The 15,991-nt window shown below is 32.6% G+C and carries 22 protein-coding genes and 1 pseudogene; 22 read left to right on the top strand and 1 reads right to left on the bottom strand.

What is annotated here, in order from left to right:
- Positions 1-39 precede the first annotated feature (39 nt).
- The 16 genes from DW904_RS18920 (at position 40) to DW904_RS24670 (ending at position 10,062) form a co-directional block, all read left to right on the top strand.
- Positions 40-294 (top strand): hypothetical protein, encoded by a 255-nt coding sequence (locus tag DW904_RS18920; RefSeq protein ID WP_118583614.1) that lies wholly within the window; start codon positions 40-42, stop codon positions 292-294.
- Positions 295-340: 46 nt separating this feature from the next.
- Positions 341-1,534 carry a winged helix-turn-helix transcriptional regulator gene (locus tag DW904_RS18915; RefSeq protein ID WP_118583612.1) on the top strand — a complete coding sequence of 398 codons (1,194 nt, stop codon included), beginning with the start codon at positions 341-343 and terminating at the stop codon, positions 1,532-1,534.
- 69 nt (positions 1,535-1,603) lie between these two features.
- Positions 1,604-2,149 carry a hypothetical protein gene (locus DW904_RS18910; protein WP_118583610.1) on the top strand — a complete coding sequence of 182 codons (546 nt, stop codon included), beginning with the start codon at positions 1,604-1,606 and terminating at the stop codon, positions 2,147-2,149.
- 299 nt (positions 2,150-2,448) lie between these two features.
- Entirely contained in the window at positions 2,449-3,273 is an 825-nt protein-coding gene (locus tag DW904_RS18905) for a hypothetical protein (protein ID WP_118583608.1), read from the top strand.
- Positions 3,274-3,351: 78 nt separating this feature from the next.
- Positions 3,352-4,014, top strand: coding sequence for a translation initiation factor IF-2 N-terminal domain-containing protein (locus DW904_RS18900; protein WP_202187775.1), 663 nt, complete (start codon positions 3,352-3,354; stop codon positions 4,012-4,014).
- Positions 4,015-4,036: 22 nt separating this feature from the next.
- Entirely contained in the window at positions 4,037-4,492 is a 456-nt protein-coding gene (locus DW904_RS18895) for a hypothetical protein (RefSeq protein ID WP_118583604.1), read from the top strand.
- Entirely contained in the window at positions 4,489-4,821 is a 333-nt protein-coding gene (locus DW904_RS18890; RefSeq protein ID WP_118583602.1) for a hypothetical protein, read from the top strand. The genes DW904_RS18895 and DW904_RS18890 overlap by 4 nt, the downstream gene beginning before the upstream one ends.
- Before the next feature lie 2 nt (positions 4,822-4,823).
- Positions 4,824-6,119 carry a hypothetical protein gene (locus DW904_RS18885; protein WP_118583600.1) on the top strand — a complete coding sequence of 432 codons (1,296 nt, stop codon included), beginning with the start codon at positions 4,824-4,826 and terminating at the stop codon, positions 6,117-6,119.
- Between the two features lie 13 nt (positions 6,120-6,132).
- On the top strand, positions 6,133-6,753 hold the full coding sequence (locus DW904_RS18880; RefSeq protein WP_118583598.1) for a hypothetical protein: 621 nt from the start codon (positions 6,133-6,135) through the stop codon (positions 6,751-6,753).
- The gene (locus tag DW904_RS18875; RefSeq protein WP_118583596.1) at positions 6,741-7,508 is read left to right on the top strand and encodes a hypothetical protein; all 768 of its coding nucleotides are present in this window, start codon (positions 6,741-6,743) and stop codon (positions 7,506-7,508) included. Before DW904_RS18880 ends, DW904_RS18875 begins: the two co-directional genes overlap by 13 nt.
- Before the next feature lie 42 nt (positions 7,509-7,550).
- On the top strand, positions 7,551-8,363 hold the full coding sequence (locus tag DW904_RS18870; RefSeq protein ID WP_118583594.1) for a hypothetical protein: 813 nt from the start codon (positions 7,551-7,553) through the stop codon (positions 8,361-8,363).
- Positions 8,364-8,423: 60 nt separating this feature from the next.
- The gene (locus DW904_RS18865; RefSeq protein ID WP_118583592.1) at positions 8,424-8,876 is read left to right on the top strand and encodes a hypothetical protein; all 453 of its coding nucleotides are present in this window, start codon (positions 8,424-8,426) and stop codon (positions 8,874-8,876) included.
- 116 nt (positions 8,877-8,992) lie between these two features.
- Positions 8,993-9,208, top strand: a complete 216-nt coding sequence (locus DW904_RS18860; RefSeq protein ID WP_118583590.1) for a hypothetical protein — start codon at positions 8,993-8,995, stop codon at positions 9,206-9,208.
- Positions 9,209-9,218: 10 nt separating this feature from the next.
- On the top strand, positions 9,219-9,608 hold the full coding sequence (locus DW904_RS18855; RefSeq protein WP_118583588.1) for a hypothetical protein: 390 nt from the start codon (positions 9,219-9,221) through the stop codon (positions 9,606-9,608).
- Positions 9,609-9,621: 13 nt separating this feature from the next.
- The gene (locus tag DW904_RS18850) at positions 9,622-9,918 is read left to right on the top strand and encodes a hypothetical protein (protein WP_118583586.1); all 297 of its coding nucleotides are present in this window, start codon (positions 9,622-9,624) and stop codon (positions 9,916-9,918) included.
- 21 nt (positions 9,919-9,939) lie between these two features.
- On the top strand, positions 9,940-10,062 hold the full coding sequence (locus tag DW904_RS24670; protein WP_279254406.1) for a hypothetical protein: 123 nt from the start codon (positions 9,940-9,942) through the stop codon (positions 10,060-10,062).
- A 132-nt stretch (positions 10,063-10,194) separates the two neighbouring features.
- Here the strand turns inward: DW904_RS24670 and DW904_RS24665 are convergent, their stop codons facing one another.
- Positions 10,195-10,329 (bottom strand): hypothetical protein, encoded by a 135-nt coding sequence (locus DW904_RS24665; protein ID WP_279254405.1) that lies wholly within the window; start codon positions 10,327-10,329, stop codon positions 10,195-10,197.
- Positions 10,330-10,415: 86 nt separating this feature from the next.
- Here DW904_RS24665 and DW904_RS18845 point away from each other — a divergent pair, with 86 nt between their 5' ends.
- From DW904_RS18845 to DW904_RS18820, 6 genes and pseudogenes are all read left to right on the top strand, one after another.
- On the top strand, positions 10,416-10,985 hold the full coding sequence (locus DW904_RS18845; protein ID WP_118583584.1) for a RusA family crossover junction endodeoxyribonuclease: 570 nt from the start codon (positions 10,416-10,418) through the stop codon (positions 10,983-10,985).
- Between the two features lie 230 nt (positions 10,986-11,215).
- Complete coding sequence (locus tag DW904_RS18840) at positions 11,216-11,770, top strand: hypothetical protein (RefSeq protein WP_118583582.1); 555 nt, start codon at positions 11,216-11,218, stop codon at positions 11,768-11,770.
- Between the two features lie 75 nt (positions 11,771-11,845).
- The gene (locus tag DW904_RS18835; RefSeq protein WP_118583580.1) at positions 11,846-12,379 is read left to right on the top strand and encodes a hypothetical protein; all 534 of its coding nucleotides are present in this window, start codon (positions 11,846-11,848) and stop codon (positions 12,377-12,379) included.
- Between the two features lie 18 nt (positions 12,380-12,397).
- Entirely contained in the window at positions 12,398-14,692 is a 2,295-nt protein-coding gene (locus DW904_RS18830; RefSeq protein WP_118583578.1) for a hypothetical protein, read from the top strand.
- A gap of 123 nt (positions 14,693-14,815) precedes the next feature.
- Positions 14,816-14,998: a DUF5659 domain-containing protein gene (locus DW904_RS18825; protein ID WP_118583576.1), complete on the top strand. Its 183-nt coding sequence runs from the start codon at positions 14,816-14,818 to the stop codon at positions 14,996-14,998.
- 11 nt (positions 14,999-15,009) lie between these two features.
- Positions 15,010-15,991: pseudogene (locus tag DW904_RS18820) on the top strand (hypothetical protein); the annotation flags it as partial.

Raw genomic sequence — 15,991 nt, 5'->3', positions numbered from 1 at the left:
ATATAGAAAAAATTTTATAGTTGAACGAGGTATTTATTTATGAGTGATGTATTTTATTGCTACTCTCCTACTCTTAGAAAGGAGCTTATGGAGAATGCACATCAAAGATATATTGCACGATCAGTCAATCCATCTACCAATAGAGAATTTTGGATGTTCTTATATACAGATGAGTTGATTGATTATCTTAACAAACGTCCTAAAACGGAACACAAGTATGTTAAGAATAGGAAGAATCCTAAGTTCGAAAATATTGAGAATACTTCTTGTAAAAATACAGAAGTAAAAAAATAAAAAGAACTTTTAGGGTTCTTTTTTAATTGAAAGAGAGGTTTATTTTATGGGTACTATATTAACTAATGAAGAATTTCAAGAAAAGTTTTATAACAAGTTTGATAAAAATGAGTATACACTTATTTCTCAATATATAAGTGCTTCTGATTTTATTAAAATTAGACACAGCTGTGGATATGAATTTGAGAAAAAACCTAAAAATATAATGCCAGAAAAAGAACATTTAAATTGTCCAAAATGTTTTTGTAATTTATATACTGATGTAATTCCTGGCATAAATGACATGGCAACAACAAATCCGGAGTTAATACCATTACTTAAAGATCCAGAGGATGCTTATAGGTATAAAACGAATACAAATAAGAAAATATATTTTATATGTCCTGTTTGTGGTAATGAAATATATAAATCTGGAAACGAGGTACATAAACATGGGTTACAATGTAAATATTGTAGTGATGGGTTTAGTTATGCAGAAAAATTCATGAAGTCAATATTAAACCAACTTAAAGTTGATTATATACATCAATATAATCCAGATTGGGCACATCCATATAGATATGATTTTTATTTTAAAGTGAATAATAAAGAATATATTGTTGAAATGGATGGCGGACTTGGACATGGGAATTTTACTCTCAATGGTAAACAAGATATTGCTGGAAAACAAATTGATGATAAGAAAGACGTATTAGCAAAATTACATAATATAAAAGTAATTCGAGTTAATTGCAATTATGTTAATATAGAAAATAGATATGATTATATAAAAGAACATATTTTAATTTCTGAAGTGGCTCAAATCTTAAATTTATCAAAAATAAACTTTTCTTTATGCCGTGTCGTTGCAGAAAAATCTATATTTATTTCAGTTTGTGACTTAGTTAAACAAGGAATGCGAAGTTTTGTTGAAATAGCCGAAAAGCTTGAAATATCAAACACCACTGTAAGCAGGTATTTAAAAACTGCTTGTGAATCAGGATATCTTAATATGGATTATAAAGATCTAAAAAAACAATCGCTTGCTCTCGGTTACGAAAAAAACAAACAGCGAAATGAAAATAATCCAAACGGATTTAATCGAACTCCTGTTAAATGTATTGAAACAGGTGAAATATTTAATTCTATGGATGCAGCGGATAAAAAATATGGTGGATGTGTAAGTAGTTATTTATCTGGACGTATTAAATATACTGGTCATTTAGATAACGGAACAGTTCTTCATTGGAAACGAATTTAAAATCATTCAGAACCTTCTATAGTGGAGGTTCTTTTTTATTGCCTAAAAATATTAAAGGAGGAAACCGAAATGGCATCTAATTTCGAAAAATATTTATACGACAAACATGGCGTATTTCATGCCACATTAATGCATGCAACTGATATTCCAAGTGCATTTTACACAATGGTTAATGAAGATGCAGAGATGGAAAATGGCTCTGTATCTGTTCTGAAGCCAGAAAATTATGTAGAGGACGATGTATTTAAAGTAGAAGCACCAAAGATTACAGATAAAATCGTAATCCTTGCAAATGATGTAAAAATCTACGAAGAGTACACGAAGAGAATGCAGGAAGAATCCCAGTATTTTATTGGTCAGGGAGAAAGAATTCGTGCATTTGAAACATTCGAAACAGACAGATTTAGCCTTTCTAAAGAAGCTTTCAAGGACGAAACAGAGGTTGAGGTTGGAAAATATGTTGTTGTTGATGGAACTGGTTTCAAATTAACAACTGCTGCAGAAGATCCAAATAAAACAACTGTGACACATGGTTTTGTTGGCTATATCTACAAGCAGTGGCCAAACGGTGAATATGCAGTATTCGTTAAGAGAAATGCTGCTGTTGAAGCCTAATAGAAAGGAGGATATATCATAATGAGAAAATTATTATTTGCTGAATATACTGATTTAAATCAAGAAAATTTAAAGACGCAAAAGATATTAAAACTTTTACAAAAATTTGTATTGATACATATAATGGCACACTTCAGAACCAGTCTGTAGCAGATGCCAATACTGTAATTAGAACAAAATTTAGAGAAATTGCAGGACTTTCCGAGGACGCAACTGATATTCAGATTAAACGTGCTTTAGGAAGAACTGCAGTAAGAGAAGCGTTATTCGAGATTATCGAGGACACAATTGATGACACATTGGTAACAGGTTGGTCAGCAGATCCATTCTTTAGAAAATATGTTGATTTTAAGAATACAACAATCGGAGAGAAAAACAGTTTCTACATTAAAGATGATTGTATTCTTACTGTAGCAAAACTTTCTGGTGGACAGCACGCAATTGAACGTCAGAGACTTGGCGCAGGACAGACTCGCACAGTTAGTACAAGCTACTTTGGATTAGGCGTATACATGAGCCTTCTTAGGTTTATGCAGGGTGTTGAAGACTGGAATGAGCTGATTAATAAAATTACAGAAGCATTTGATCGTTATGTAAATACAATGCTTCATGATGCTGTTATGTCTGCATCTCAGCAGCTTCCAGTTCCTACAAAATGGAATATCAAAGGTGAAGCTAAAGCTGAAAATAGAGCTAAACTGAAAAGACTTATCTCTGATGTACAGCTTGCTACCGGTTCTAAGGCAGTAATTATGGGTACTGAGGTAGCTCTTGGAGAACTTCAGAACTTCGGTAGTGTACAGTGGATTTCTAATGAAGCAAAATCTGATATCTATAGAATGGGTCGTCTTGGATCATTCGAAGGAACAGAAATTGTAGAGATTCCACAGGCATTTGCTTACAATGATGTTGAGCACTATCTGGAAGATGATAAGAAACTTCTGATTATGCCTAATAATATTGATAAGTTCGTTAAGTTCGTTTATGAAGGTTCTGATGCAACATTTGAAAGAAACGAAATGGGCGAGACTGGTGATGAGACAAAAGATTACCGTATTAGAACTTGCATGGGTCTTGAGACAATGACTAATGTACGTTTTGGTACATGGACTCTTGAGGCGTAATTTCGTCTAATATAAAAATATTTAGGAGTGTGGTTGTTTACTACACTCCTATTTTTATGAATGAAAGGAAAAATAACTATGAAAGTTTTTGAGCTTGCAAAAGAAATTGGTGTACCAAGTTCAGATGTTGTAGCGTTATTAAAGGAAAACGAAGTTCCTGTGAAAAATCATATGACTCCACTTTCTGACGAAGCAATTGAAATGGTAAGAGCCAATTATATTACGGTTCAGGATGAACCTGAAAAAGTAGAGGTAAAAGAACCTAAAAAAGTAGTAAAAACAGATGCAGATTATAGACCAGAGGAAATGATTCCATGTAGGTCACTTTTTGCTGGTGTGCTCTTGTTTACAGGTGATCATACACACATGACATATGCGTTTAATGGTGCTGGTGATAGACGAAATATTGAATATCAGGATTTAAAAGCTGCAATGCTTCAGCATAAAGGTTCTATATTTGATCCAGATATTATTATTGAGGATGAAAATCTTATAAATGACGAGCACTGGTTTGAAGTAAAGGAAGTTTATGAAAATATGTTTAATGAAAAAGATATTGAGAAAGTAATGAACCTTCCATATCGTGACTTTGAAAAAGCATTTATTCAGCTTCCAATTACAGCTAAAAATAGAATTATCACTACTTATGCTACACAGATGGAAAACGGTACATTTGAACAGTGGAACAAAGCGAAAATCATTGACAAAGTTTGTGGTACTCGTTTTGATCTGAAAATGTAATTAATAAGATCGGAGGTGCTATATGACCTACGATGAAATATTTAATAGATTTTATAATCTAATGGATGATCCAAATTTCTATAAATTACCGCAAGATTTCGCATATGATCGTATGCGTTCATGGTTACATGACGCTGCATCGAAGCCATATATTAAGAAGAAATTTTCTCAGTTAAAATTGGATGATAGATTACTAGAGTTGACATACTCTCTCAATAATCCATCAGATCAGGAATCAGATGATGATTTTGTAATAAATATTTTTGCTCAATATATGGTAATCGGTTGGTTAAAGCCACAGGTTGATAATGCGATTAATACTGCAAGAATTATTGGTAGTAAGGAAGAAAAGAACATCCAAGCTAACTATAAGACGAATATAGAACGACTCGAATCTTTAGAGCGTAACCTTCGAAAATTTATCCGTGATGATGGATATATAAACAATAGTTATATCTCCGGAGGTGAAACGTCATGACGAAACACCGTTACGGCAAATTCAGTGACATGCAAATGTCGGAAATTAAGAAGACCTTACGAGGTTCTATTTTTTTCTTATTACAATGTGCAGATCCAAATACTTCAAATAAATACCCAGGTAAAGATGTAAATGAAATATTCCAGAATATTCAATATGATTTAGATGGGTTAAATAGTCTACTCTTCTATCCCATTGAGTTGGTACCAATTATTGAATTATTAGAAGCTGCCAGAGTTACATACAATAAACCAGATTCTAAATTTGAGGATTATAGAAAACTCATTTTAGATGCCGGTGTTGCAGTGCTTAAAATAAAGGAGGACTGATTATGCCTACCTTTAGAGAGATGCAGCAATTATATGCGAATATTGGAACGATTGGTCAACAGATTAAAAAACAATCTGATGATGCTATGGAAGCGACATGGAATAATTCTATCGCATCAAGGGTTTGTTATATCTATGATTATTATCATGATGACTCTCCTACTATGAATAGAAATATTACTCATGGACCACATACAACCAAAACTCGCATTGATGCAAAATTTATTGTCAAATCTTATAGCTCACTGGATAAAGATCAAGTTGAGTATTATCTACAATTTAAACCAAGTCAGAAGACACAATTCGAACCAACTGATGAACTCTATTATTTTGAAACAGATTACAGACGAAAATACTCTAATGAAGACTTTGTAGGATTATATATTGATATAGCTGATGATCAAGGTATTTATCATAGATGGCTTATCTGTACAAAAGAAATAGGTAATCAGTTTGTCAAATACAATATTCTTCCATGTGATTATTGGTTTCATTTTATTGTAAAGAAAAATGGTAAACGGTATAAACGGAAAATTTGGGGAGTGACTAGGACACAGAGTTCTTATAATTCCGGCCTTTGGACGGATTATTACTCTACTTCCACCGAGAGCCAGTTTAAGGCAATCGTTCCGTTGAATCCAATTACTGAAGATATCTACTATGTAGAAGAAGACAATAAAAATATGCGTATAATCATTTCTGCACCTGTAGAAAAACCAAATGTATTCCAGATAAGTAAAGTTGAAACAGCTCCTTTATTTGGACTGAAGAGACTTACTTTTGCACAGGATAAATTTGATCCTTATACAGATGGTAGAGATGATGTTGAAGTTGCTCAAGGCGACATTTTTGCTATGTATGCAGATTTATATGACAATGAAGTCCCTACTGACACTCCATTCCATACAGACACTGAAACAAAAATGGATACTACTCATTGTGATTTATTATGTAATGCCAATAAAATTAAGATTGGTGGTAGTTATAAACTAATTACTGCAAAATTCTTTAATATACAGGGTAACGAAATCACAGATGAATTTGTCCCTTATTTAGCAAAAAGTAGCTGGTCATGTTATGTAAAAAATAACAGACATGAAGACCCAGATGAAATCGAAGTCACGGATAATACTGATTTAATCACCTGGTTAGAGCAAAAAGAAAGCAACAAAATTAAAATTAAAATAGCAGACAATAAAGAGTATTTAACGAAAATTCTTGTAATTAAATGCTCTATAAATAAAGATGGAAGAAATATTGTTGGAGAAATTCAACTTCAAATTTCATCTGTATTATAAGGGAGGCTCATAAATGGATAAGCTTCAAACAAAGCAGGAACTTCTTGCAAAGCTTACAGCATTAACGAGCGTTCCTGATGATAATAATATTTATCTAAAAGAAAAGGTTAAAAAAGCCTTACTAAAATCTCCAGAACTCTTGTATGCATTTCACAATTTAGACCTAGAAGATACTGAACTTTTTAATCCGGACGGAACTATCAACTACGATGGCGACTGGACTATGTATTATGGAGAAGAGGGAAATATCCATCCTCACTTCTATTTACCTAATACACAAGATAAAGTTAGACATCATCTTTGTTTTAAAACTGAATTCACAGACATTCCAAAGTACAACCAAATCATGTGTTATATGAATGTTACTTTTTTAGTAATGGTAGATGTACGTGATGCAATTGATCCACTTACAGGAATTACACGACACGATCTTATTGGCTCAATTATTCGTGACAGATTTAATTGGTCTAATATTTTTGGTGCACATTGCAATATTGTAAGCGACAAGGAATCTTTTACAGATTCAAATTATATCATCCGAACTATTGTTCTTGAACAGGAAACCACAAATAATATCACCGGTATTCGAAATGGAAAGCGACAGGTTATTAATAAACAGCCATGGACAAGTTAGAGTTTGATGAATCAGTCTTTAAATATGATGAGTGCAAACTTCTATTTAGAGAACCATATAGACTGAACAGTTATATAACAATTTCGCAACCGACTATGCAGGATATTATTAATTTTGGTGAGCAGGAATATTATCAGATGATAGGCTTGTTATGTGGTACACCGTCAGATTTTAAGGTAATGCTTTGGGATAATGGGCAAGATTGGAATAAGATTAGTGAATTTGATTTTTTCTGTGTTTTTGCCACAAGCTTAACACCAGACAAAACAGGAATTTTATTTGGAGATTTAGATTTTAGCAAATTCCGCTTGGCTACAAAAAATGAGACAGGCGAAACAGTTCTTTATAATGAAGAACTTGATTTTGCAATTGATTCCTTTATTTATCATCATATTGTTTCTTATATAAGACGTATTAATGGTATGACTTATACAGGAACTAAGATTATAAAAGGAGCAACTGCAAAAAAACTGGTCATCGAAAGAGACCGAAATAGAATGAAAGCTCAGGCAAATAAGCCGTATGAATCACAATTAGTTAATTTGATTTCTGCTATGCTTGTTTATCCTGGTTTCAAATATAGTAAAGATCAGTTAAAAGAATGCGGAATATATGAATTCATTGATGCCGTTAAGCGTTCACAAATCTACACTTCTACTATTGCTCTCACACAAGGAGCTTATAGCGGATTTATGGATACGAAAAATATTAAACAAGAGTCATTTAACTGGTTACGTAGTACAGACCAAACTTAGGTCTGTTTTTTTTATGCAAAAATTTAAAAGGAGGATACACACATGTTTAATCTTGATGGTGTAATTTGGGACTCAGCCCTTCATGCTGTCGCTGATAATAAAGACACTGGAGAAGTTTATTACAGACTTCCGGACATCAGTGATGTTTCTATCGACATTTCTGCAGATACAAAAGACTCTGTTGATAAGGATGGTGCTCTTATTAAGAGATCTTATACTGCTAAAGCTGCAGCCGTTACTCTGACAAATACTCACCTTGTACTTGGCGCTTATGCAGGTACAACTGGATCTAAAAAGATCATGGTTGATACTGCAGGTGAAACAGAAGCTCCAAAAATGCTTCTTGTAGATCCAAGTAAAGCAGATTTCGATCTTCCAGATGAGCCTGTTACTGGTACTGTTAGTGTAACACCAATTTATAAAGATGGTGGTACAGGTAAATCCTTTACTTTATCTGATGGTGAGGCTGACGAGAATACAAAATTCCAGTTGGCAGCAAAGAAGATTACTTTCCCAACTAAAGTAAAGGACAATGCAGAAATCGTACAGCTGCTTATTAAATATGAGTACAAGTGTAAAGACACTGTTATTATTGAGAATCATGCAAATAAATTCCCTAAAACAGTTCGCCTTACAATCGTTGGATTATATTGTGACCCATGTGAAAAAGACGTTCTGCGTCTTGGTTACATTGTATTCCCAAGCTTCCAGCCAAGTCCAGAGACCACAATTGCTATGAAGAATGATTCCACATTTGACTACAAGGGTGATGCTCAGTCTGACTACTGTGCAAGAAAGAAACGTCTGTTCTATATGGTATTCCCAAAAGATGATGTACAGGCAGACGAAGACTGATATTTTCTTAATCCCATGGGCTAATATGTCCATGGGATTTATTGAAGGAAAGGAGATACCATGTCTAAGAAAAGAAAATGTTTAATGTGTGAGACTGAGTATGAATACTGTCCGTACTGTTGGGAATATGAACGTCAACCAAGATGGAGAACTCTCTTTGATAGAGCTGAGTGCCAGGATGTTTACTACATTATTAGTGATTGGCTTGGTAAACGACTTACTCAAAAAGAAGCTAGAGAAAAACTTCTTGCGATGAATATTAAGAATATTCCGTTTAACTCATCTGTACAGGGAAATATTGATAAAATCATGCAGATTTCTGATGAAGAATTAAAAAAAGTTCATGACGAAATTGATGATTCTGATGAGGTAATGGATGGAATCAAAAATATCGAACCAGTTCTTAAAAATGACAAAGTTTTTGAGAAAGCTGATGAGAAAAAGAAACAGACAGTAAAGATTAAACCGGTTTCTACAGTAAAACCAGTAGTTAATAAAGCTACTAATAAATAATTTTGAAGAGTGATTAAGGAGGTAAGAAAAATATGACCTATTCGCATTGTTCGCGTTTTAAAATCATTCTTACCTCATTTTTTCGCCTTTCTATATGATCAAAAGGATAAATGCTTATGCGTGAATATAACGAAGTAATGAATAAATACTATGATCCTGAAAAATGTGTATTCTTTGAAAATGCTCTTCAGAGTAATGCTTATATTTTTCGCGGTAATGCAGAACTACAGGCAGTCTTAGATTCAAAAAGAAATCCAGGACGCTTTGTATTCGCATTCCTTATCAGTGATCATAAGAGACTTAGAGAAAAATGGAAAAATCACGAATTATAGGTGATACATTATGAAATATTTAACAGAAAAAGAATTTGAAAAAGAAATGACGCAGATCAAACAGCAAAAGCGTCAATATGAAATGAGAAAAGAACTTAGAGAAGCAAAACGCAGATTTCCTAAGTTTAAGAAACCAAGAACAAGTAAGATGGTGTTATGGACTGTGATTGCTATTTGTATACAGATTTTATGGTTTACAGAACATATGGCAACTATTACAGGTGACACAAGTTTTATGTATGCACTTGTCGCTATTCCTGCCTCATTAATTCCAACTGTTTTAAGTTATATGAAAAATAGTCGTGTGGAACATCAAATGGGACAGTTTGAAAATCCGATAGAGACTCCATCTGTAACTTTAGACTTAAATAATGAAGAAGAAAATAAAGCAGCCGGTTAAAGAGGTGAAATGAATGAATACAAATACTTTTATTATGTTATTTGCAATTTATAGTATTGCAACAGGACTTGTAGTTGAGACAATTAAAAAATTACTTGATGAAGCAAATAGAAAATATGCTTCCAATTTACTTGCTTTTATTGTTGCAATTGTTATCGGAACTGTAGGAACACTTGTATATTACCAGTTATATGGTATTGCTTTTGATGTAAACAATATTATTTGTGCAGTGCTACTTGGAATTTTAAGTGGTATTGGTGCAATGGTTGGTTTTGATAAAGTAAAACAGTTTATTGGACAGATTAAATAAAGAGTAAAAGGATGATTTTATATGGAATTTGAGAAAAGAACAGAATCAGAACATGAAAAATGGATTGCAGGAAATAATTATAAATATGAATTAAATACATTCTATGATTTCTGGGGAATTAATAAAAACGATTTTTTGAAATAACTTCTGAAATTATTTCTTTATTAAAAACAAAAGGACTCACTATGAGGCAAGCCCAAATTGTTTTAATGAGATGTAAAGAGCTTATATTAGATGCAGTCAATGTAGATTAGTGCTGCAGAAATTCATTGATGATTAAATCGTAAGCATCAATAAAGTATTAGCAACATTACTTGTATCGTGGTTGTGATTTCGTTCTGTGATTTGCAATGCAATTTGTTTAGCAATTTCTTCTTTCTCATTATCTTTAAGCTCCTTAAAATTTCTCATATCAAAATCCTCCTTAGTAAAATTTGTTTTGTTTCTATTAATTATACGAGTAAAAATAATTAAAATCACATGATTAAAGGAAATTTATGACAGAAAAATTATACCTGACCTCTCCTATACCACCATCAGTTAACCATTATACTTCTGTACGTACCATAATGAAAAATGGTAGACCACTTTCAATGGTATATGAGACTAAAGAAGCGAAGGATTATAAAAAAGCATTCAAGAAAATAATCGAGGATGAAGTTAAAAAACAGAATTGGACCAGAGAGGTAAATGATACACAGCATTTTTTTATAGATGCTGTTTTTTATTTCGATAGAATTGATAAAGATTGTGCAAACTATGAAAAATGCTTAGATGATACAATCACAGAAACACAGCTAATATGGAAGGATGATAATGTAGCACTCTTCCGCCCTCAGAGAATTTACTACGACAAGGATAATCCAAGAATTGAACTGACTATTTATCCTGTTGAATATATTGGAATCTTTGATAATGACGATGATAAGGTGAAATTCGAAGATAAGTGTAAGACATGTAAACGCTATGCAAGAAATTGCAGTTTACTAAGAAAAGCTATTGAAGGAAGGGTTCAACCGGAAATCAAGGATTATGTATGTGAAAAATACTCTGAAATGAAAAATTAAATATTGGAAAAATTATTATGTACTCTTATGAGATTAGTGAACTATTAACAAGAAGTAACTATAGAATTCCATCGGATGTTTATTGGAAAATATGTGAATCACCACAGGTATGCAGAGTTAAATATAATCCATATGGTGATTGTATAGAAATTTGGACATCCGATGGAAACTATTGGAAAGTTACTGTTTATGAGTAAAAGGAAAAATTGTTTGAAAAGGAGTAATTAACTATGAAAGATATTACCGTACAGGAATTTATTAATACATATAATAAGAAGGAATCCGATCAGGAAAAGCAGGATTACATTGAATCTATGGTAAAAATTGAATATATGCCGATTAATACAAAAATGACTCTTGCTGAAAAAATTGTTGAAAACGCATATTGGAAAGATGTTGAGAAAAAGGATATTGTAAGCGTCAGCTCTCCAGTTAGACATGTGCTTCATGTGTACACGATTATTAACAACTATACATATATTCATATGGACAATAAGACTATGGCCGAAGATTATGACTATCTTAACAGAGACGGACTTGTTGTAGAACTTATTAAAGCAATTGGTAATGATGTCAAAGAATTTACAGCTATTGAGGAAATGACTGCACAGGATTTTATGACTAATCATTATGGAACACAGGCATTTATTCAGAACCAGGTTACCAGACTGAATGATGTGTTGAAACAGGTTGGTACTTCTCTCGCACCAGTATTTGCTGAAGCGATGAAAGATATTAGTAAGGAAGATATTATAAAGCTTGTTAAAGCGATTTCTTCAAAATAAAATATGAACATTTAGTTAAGCTCCATGGCTGTCAAAGGTCATGGAGCTTTTTACAGTTTGAATAGGAGTTAAAATATGATTTCATTAAAAATTAACGCTTCTAATCTCAATAAGGCGGCTAGAAAATTTAGAAAATTAGCTGATAGTATTGAGACTGCAGAAAAGAAAACAAATGAAGAAATACCTAAAAAGGCTGCTCCTGAGATTGAAAATGCAAGCAGGTTCGCAGTTGAAGATTGGTATATGTCATTCAATCCTGAATACTATGAAAGAACTGAATCTCTATTAAATGTATATGATGTAAAGCCATTATCAGGGGAAATTAATGTTAATTTAAGCTCTGATGAATTAGGTGGACATAGAGTAGGTAATGACTACATTTATGAGTATATATTTAAACAAGGTTATCACGGTGGAGCCATTGATGGTCCTGAACATCCAGCTCCTGGAACTCCATATTGGAGAACAGGATTTAATTTTTCAGAATGGGGAAGACCTGCTCCAAAAACAACTTCTGCTTATATGCTTATGCAGAAATACATTAGTGAAAAGAAAGATCCAATTAAGGAACTTACGTGGAGTACGTTTATTGGATATCTAAAATGGTAAGAAAGGAAGTGAATTTATATGCCTAATGAAGATTTTAGTATAAAAACTGGTATAGAGGTTGATGATAGTAAAGTCAGCCAATTAAAAAGTATTGCTGATGAGCTTGAAAAAACAGCGAAAGCTTTACAGAAAATTAATAACGTAAAATTTAATGGTGATATTTTCTCTGGGTTGACAAATGCAGGAAAAAATATTCAAAACGTCACTAAAGAGATTGATAAATTACAGAAGTCTGCCAATGGTGCTGGAAAACCATTAACCAACATTGGAAAAGGCGCAGAAAGTATTGTTTCAGGAAACTCAAAGCAGTTTACATTATTAGATTTAACTTCTATTGATGTAATTAAATCAAGTATGAGTGAAATTGCAGACTCTGCTCAGAATCTCAGAGAAACATTAGGATCTGAGGTAACTTCCGGATTAATGACTCAGATTGATGCTATGTTGGCGAAAAAAGATGAGTTACAGAATCTTGCGAATATTTTAAAAAGCAATAAGGAAGATTTAGGTAAAGCTGCGAAAGCAACTGGAAATAAAAAGAATGCAGTTTCAGAAGAATACTATAGTAAGAATTACCAGAAAATGTATGAATCTGGCATTTCAGAATTAAAAAAGAAATATCCAGATAGTGACATTGTTGGACCACAGATTAGACAACTTGATGATGGAATGGTAAAATTCTCTGCTTCTATTCGTTCTGCTAATGGTGAGTGGCAAAAATTATCAGCCACAATGACTAAGGATGGTAATTTACTTTATCAGAATCCAAAAGGAATGACACAGACCGCTTCCGCATCGGCAGAAAAAGCATACCAAAATATTAAAGCAGGAAAATTAGATCCAAAAGATTTTCTCAACTTTGATCAGACTGAAGCTTATGCTCAAAAACTAAATCAAATTTTCGAAGAAGCCTATGGAAAGACAGATAAATATACGGCAAAAGTTGAAGCTGATGGACAAGCGGTTATATCTAAGGCACTTCCAAGTGGCGAAGAAGTTACTGTTATGCAAGCTAGAATTGATGACGTAAAACAGATTATGTCTGAATATGAACAAGTTGCCGGTGACGCAGTTAAGGTAAAAGAACTTGTTGAGAAAAATGTCTCTTCTATTTCTGCAAAAGTTAGCTCTGTTTCTAAGAAGTCTGCAAATAGTACTTCATCTTCCACTTCTATTAAAACCCCCAAATATGTAACTGATCAGTCTTATGTTGGTGATTATAAGACACTGGCAGACAATGAAGCTTTTGCTCGTACTCTTGACACGTTTAGACATAATACAACCGAAGCTAACGCCGCTATAGAAGAACGAAATAAAATTATGGCAAGAGTAAACGCCAAAACACCACAGAACACTGCCGAAACAAATGCAAAGCAGAGATTTGATGATATTGATAAGACTATTACAGACAATTTTAGTAAGTATGGCGATCGAATTCAGAGTGCTTACAATGCTTTCGACAAGATAAAAGCTGACAAAAGTGGCATTGCTGGAATTGGAGATGTATTCAAATCTAGTGAGGAACAGATAAATAAATGGGCTACTGCTGTCGCAAAAGGCAAAATGGGCATTAGTGAATTTGAGAAGAAAGTCAGTGGATTAAGTGGATCTGTTGGTAGTATTGGTAAAATCATTGATCCGGCAAGTATCACAGATGCAAAAGGTGAATTGGAAAGTTATCTAAGAGAGCTTACCAATGTACAGGATATTACCTTTAGTGGATTTACAGAAAAAAATGGAATTGTTTCACTCAAAGGTACATTTAAGGATAGTGCCGGTGAAGCGCAGACTTTAAGTGTTCAATTAAATACACTGAATGGACAGATTAAAAATCTTGGAACTTCTGTAAAACCTGTCGAAAGTGGACTTAGCAAATTCTTCTCAGGTTGGAAAGAAAAAATGGTAAACCTTGCTCAGTATTTGACTTCATTCCAGGCAATGAATCAAGTTTGGAATACTTTTAAACAAGGTTTAGAAATAGTTAAAGAGTTTGATACTGCTCTTACAGAAATGCGAAAAGTATCCGATGAGCCAATCAGTAAGCTAAAAGAATTCCAGAAGGAAAGCTTTGATATGGCTAAAAGCGTTGGTACTACTGCTCTGCAGATCCAGAATAGTACCGCAGATTTCATGCGTTTGGGACAGAGTATGGAAAAGGCAAAGCAGTCCAGTGTGAACGCTAATATTTTAAAGAATGTTTCTGAATTTGATAATATTGATGATGCAACTTCTGCTCTTATTTCTATGAAAGCAGCTTATAGTGATTTATCACAGGAAAAAATTATCGATTCCCTAAATGCCGTAGGTGTGTGATTATGCCTAAACACATAGTAATATGTGGGGACATTATCCCAACAAGTAGCTATAACGGTCAATAGCTTATGGGAAAGCCAAGACCGTGGAAAGATTATAATGCACATTTGAAATGAGGATTAAATGGAAAATAAATATTATAATGTTTCATCTGTAAGATTGATGAGATATTTATATTCATTAGGTTTCAATAAAGAAAGTTATATAAATGATAAAAATAAAGAGAATTGGAGATTTTTTAAGTCTGATAATTTAGATGAAGCAATTGAATTTTATCATTATATGAGAAATAAAAATATGAAATAGGAGTTGGTAATATGCCAAATATTAAAACTAAATCGCGTCCTGGAATATGGATTGTGAAGACTTGTCCAAGTTGTGGACAGGAATTTACTGTTTTAAAATCAAAACAAACTAAATATTGTAGCCAAAAATGCAATCAAGAACGTAATGAAAAGTATATGAATTATAATTGTGATTCATGTGGAAAAGAAATTAGGATAAAGAAAGATAGATATCAGAATTTACTAGATGGAAAAGTTAAGCATATAACCTGTTCAAAAGAATGTTCATATAAACTGAAAGAAACAGGAACAATAATTTCTTGTACAAATTGCGGAAAAGAATTTTATCGTAGAGGCTATCATATAAACAAACAAGAGAATCAATTCTGTTGTTCAAAATGTAACTTTGAATATAAAAGAAAACAAGCTTATGAGATTAGAAAATGTGAAATTTGTGGAACAGAATTTGAATGTTATAAAAAATCCACTCAAAGATTTTGTTCTCATCAATGTAATAATGAATGGTTAAAAACAAGAGTTGGTGTGTTAAATTCACAATTCACTCAGAAATTAATAAAATGTGACTATTGTGGTAGTGAATTTTATATTAAACCTTCTCAATTAGAAAATGGTACAATAAATCATTTTTGTTCTACTGAATGTAGACAATCATGGTTTAGAGAAGTATATTCCCAACAACCTGATTATAAACAAAAAGTCAGAGAACGCATATTAAAAGAATTTGAAAGTGGTGCAATTGGGAAAACACAATCTAAGCCGCAACAGATAACTGATGATATTTTAACCAATTTAAATATACAATTTGAGCGTGAAAAAAATATAAAATATTACGCAATTGATAATTATTTAACGGATTATAATTTGATGATCGAAGTTCAAGGTGATTATTGGCATTGTAATCCTACTATTTTCACTGACAAAATGAGAAAAAATCAATTTGATAGAATATCTAAAGATAAGTCAAAGCATACATATGTAAAAAATAAATATAATA

It is taken from the genome of Ruminococcus sp. AM42-11, assembly GCF_003480145.1.
Classification (GTDB): domain Bacteria; phylum Bacillota; class Clostridia; order Lachnospirales; family Lachnospiraceae; genus Blautia_A; species Blautia_A faecis.
Note: the sequence above shows the minus strand (reverse complement) of the source record. Positions and strands in the feature narration are given on the sequence as shown.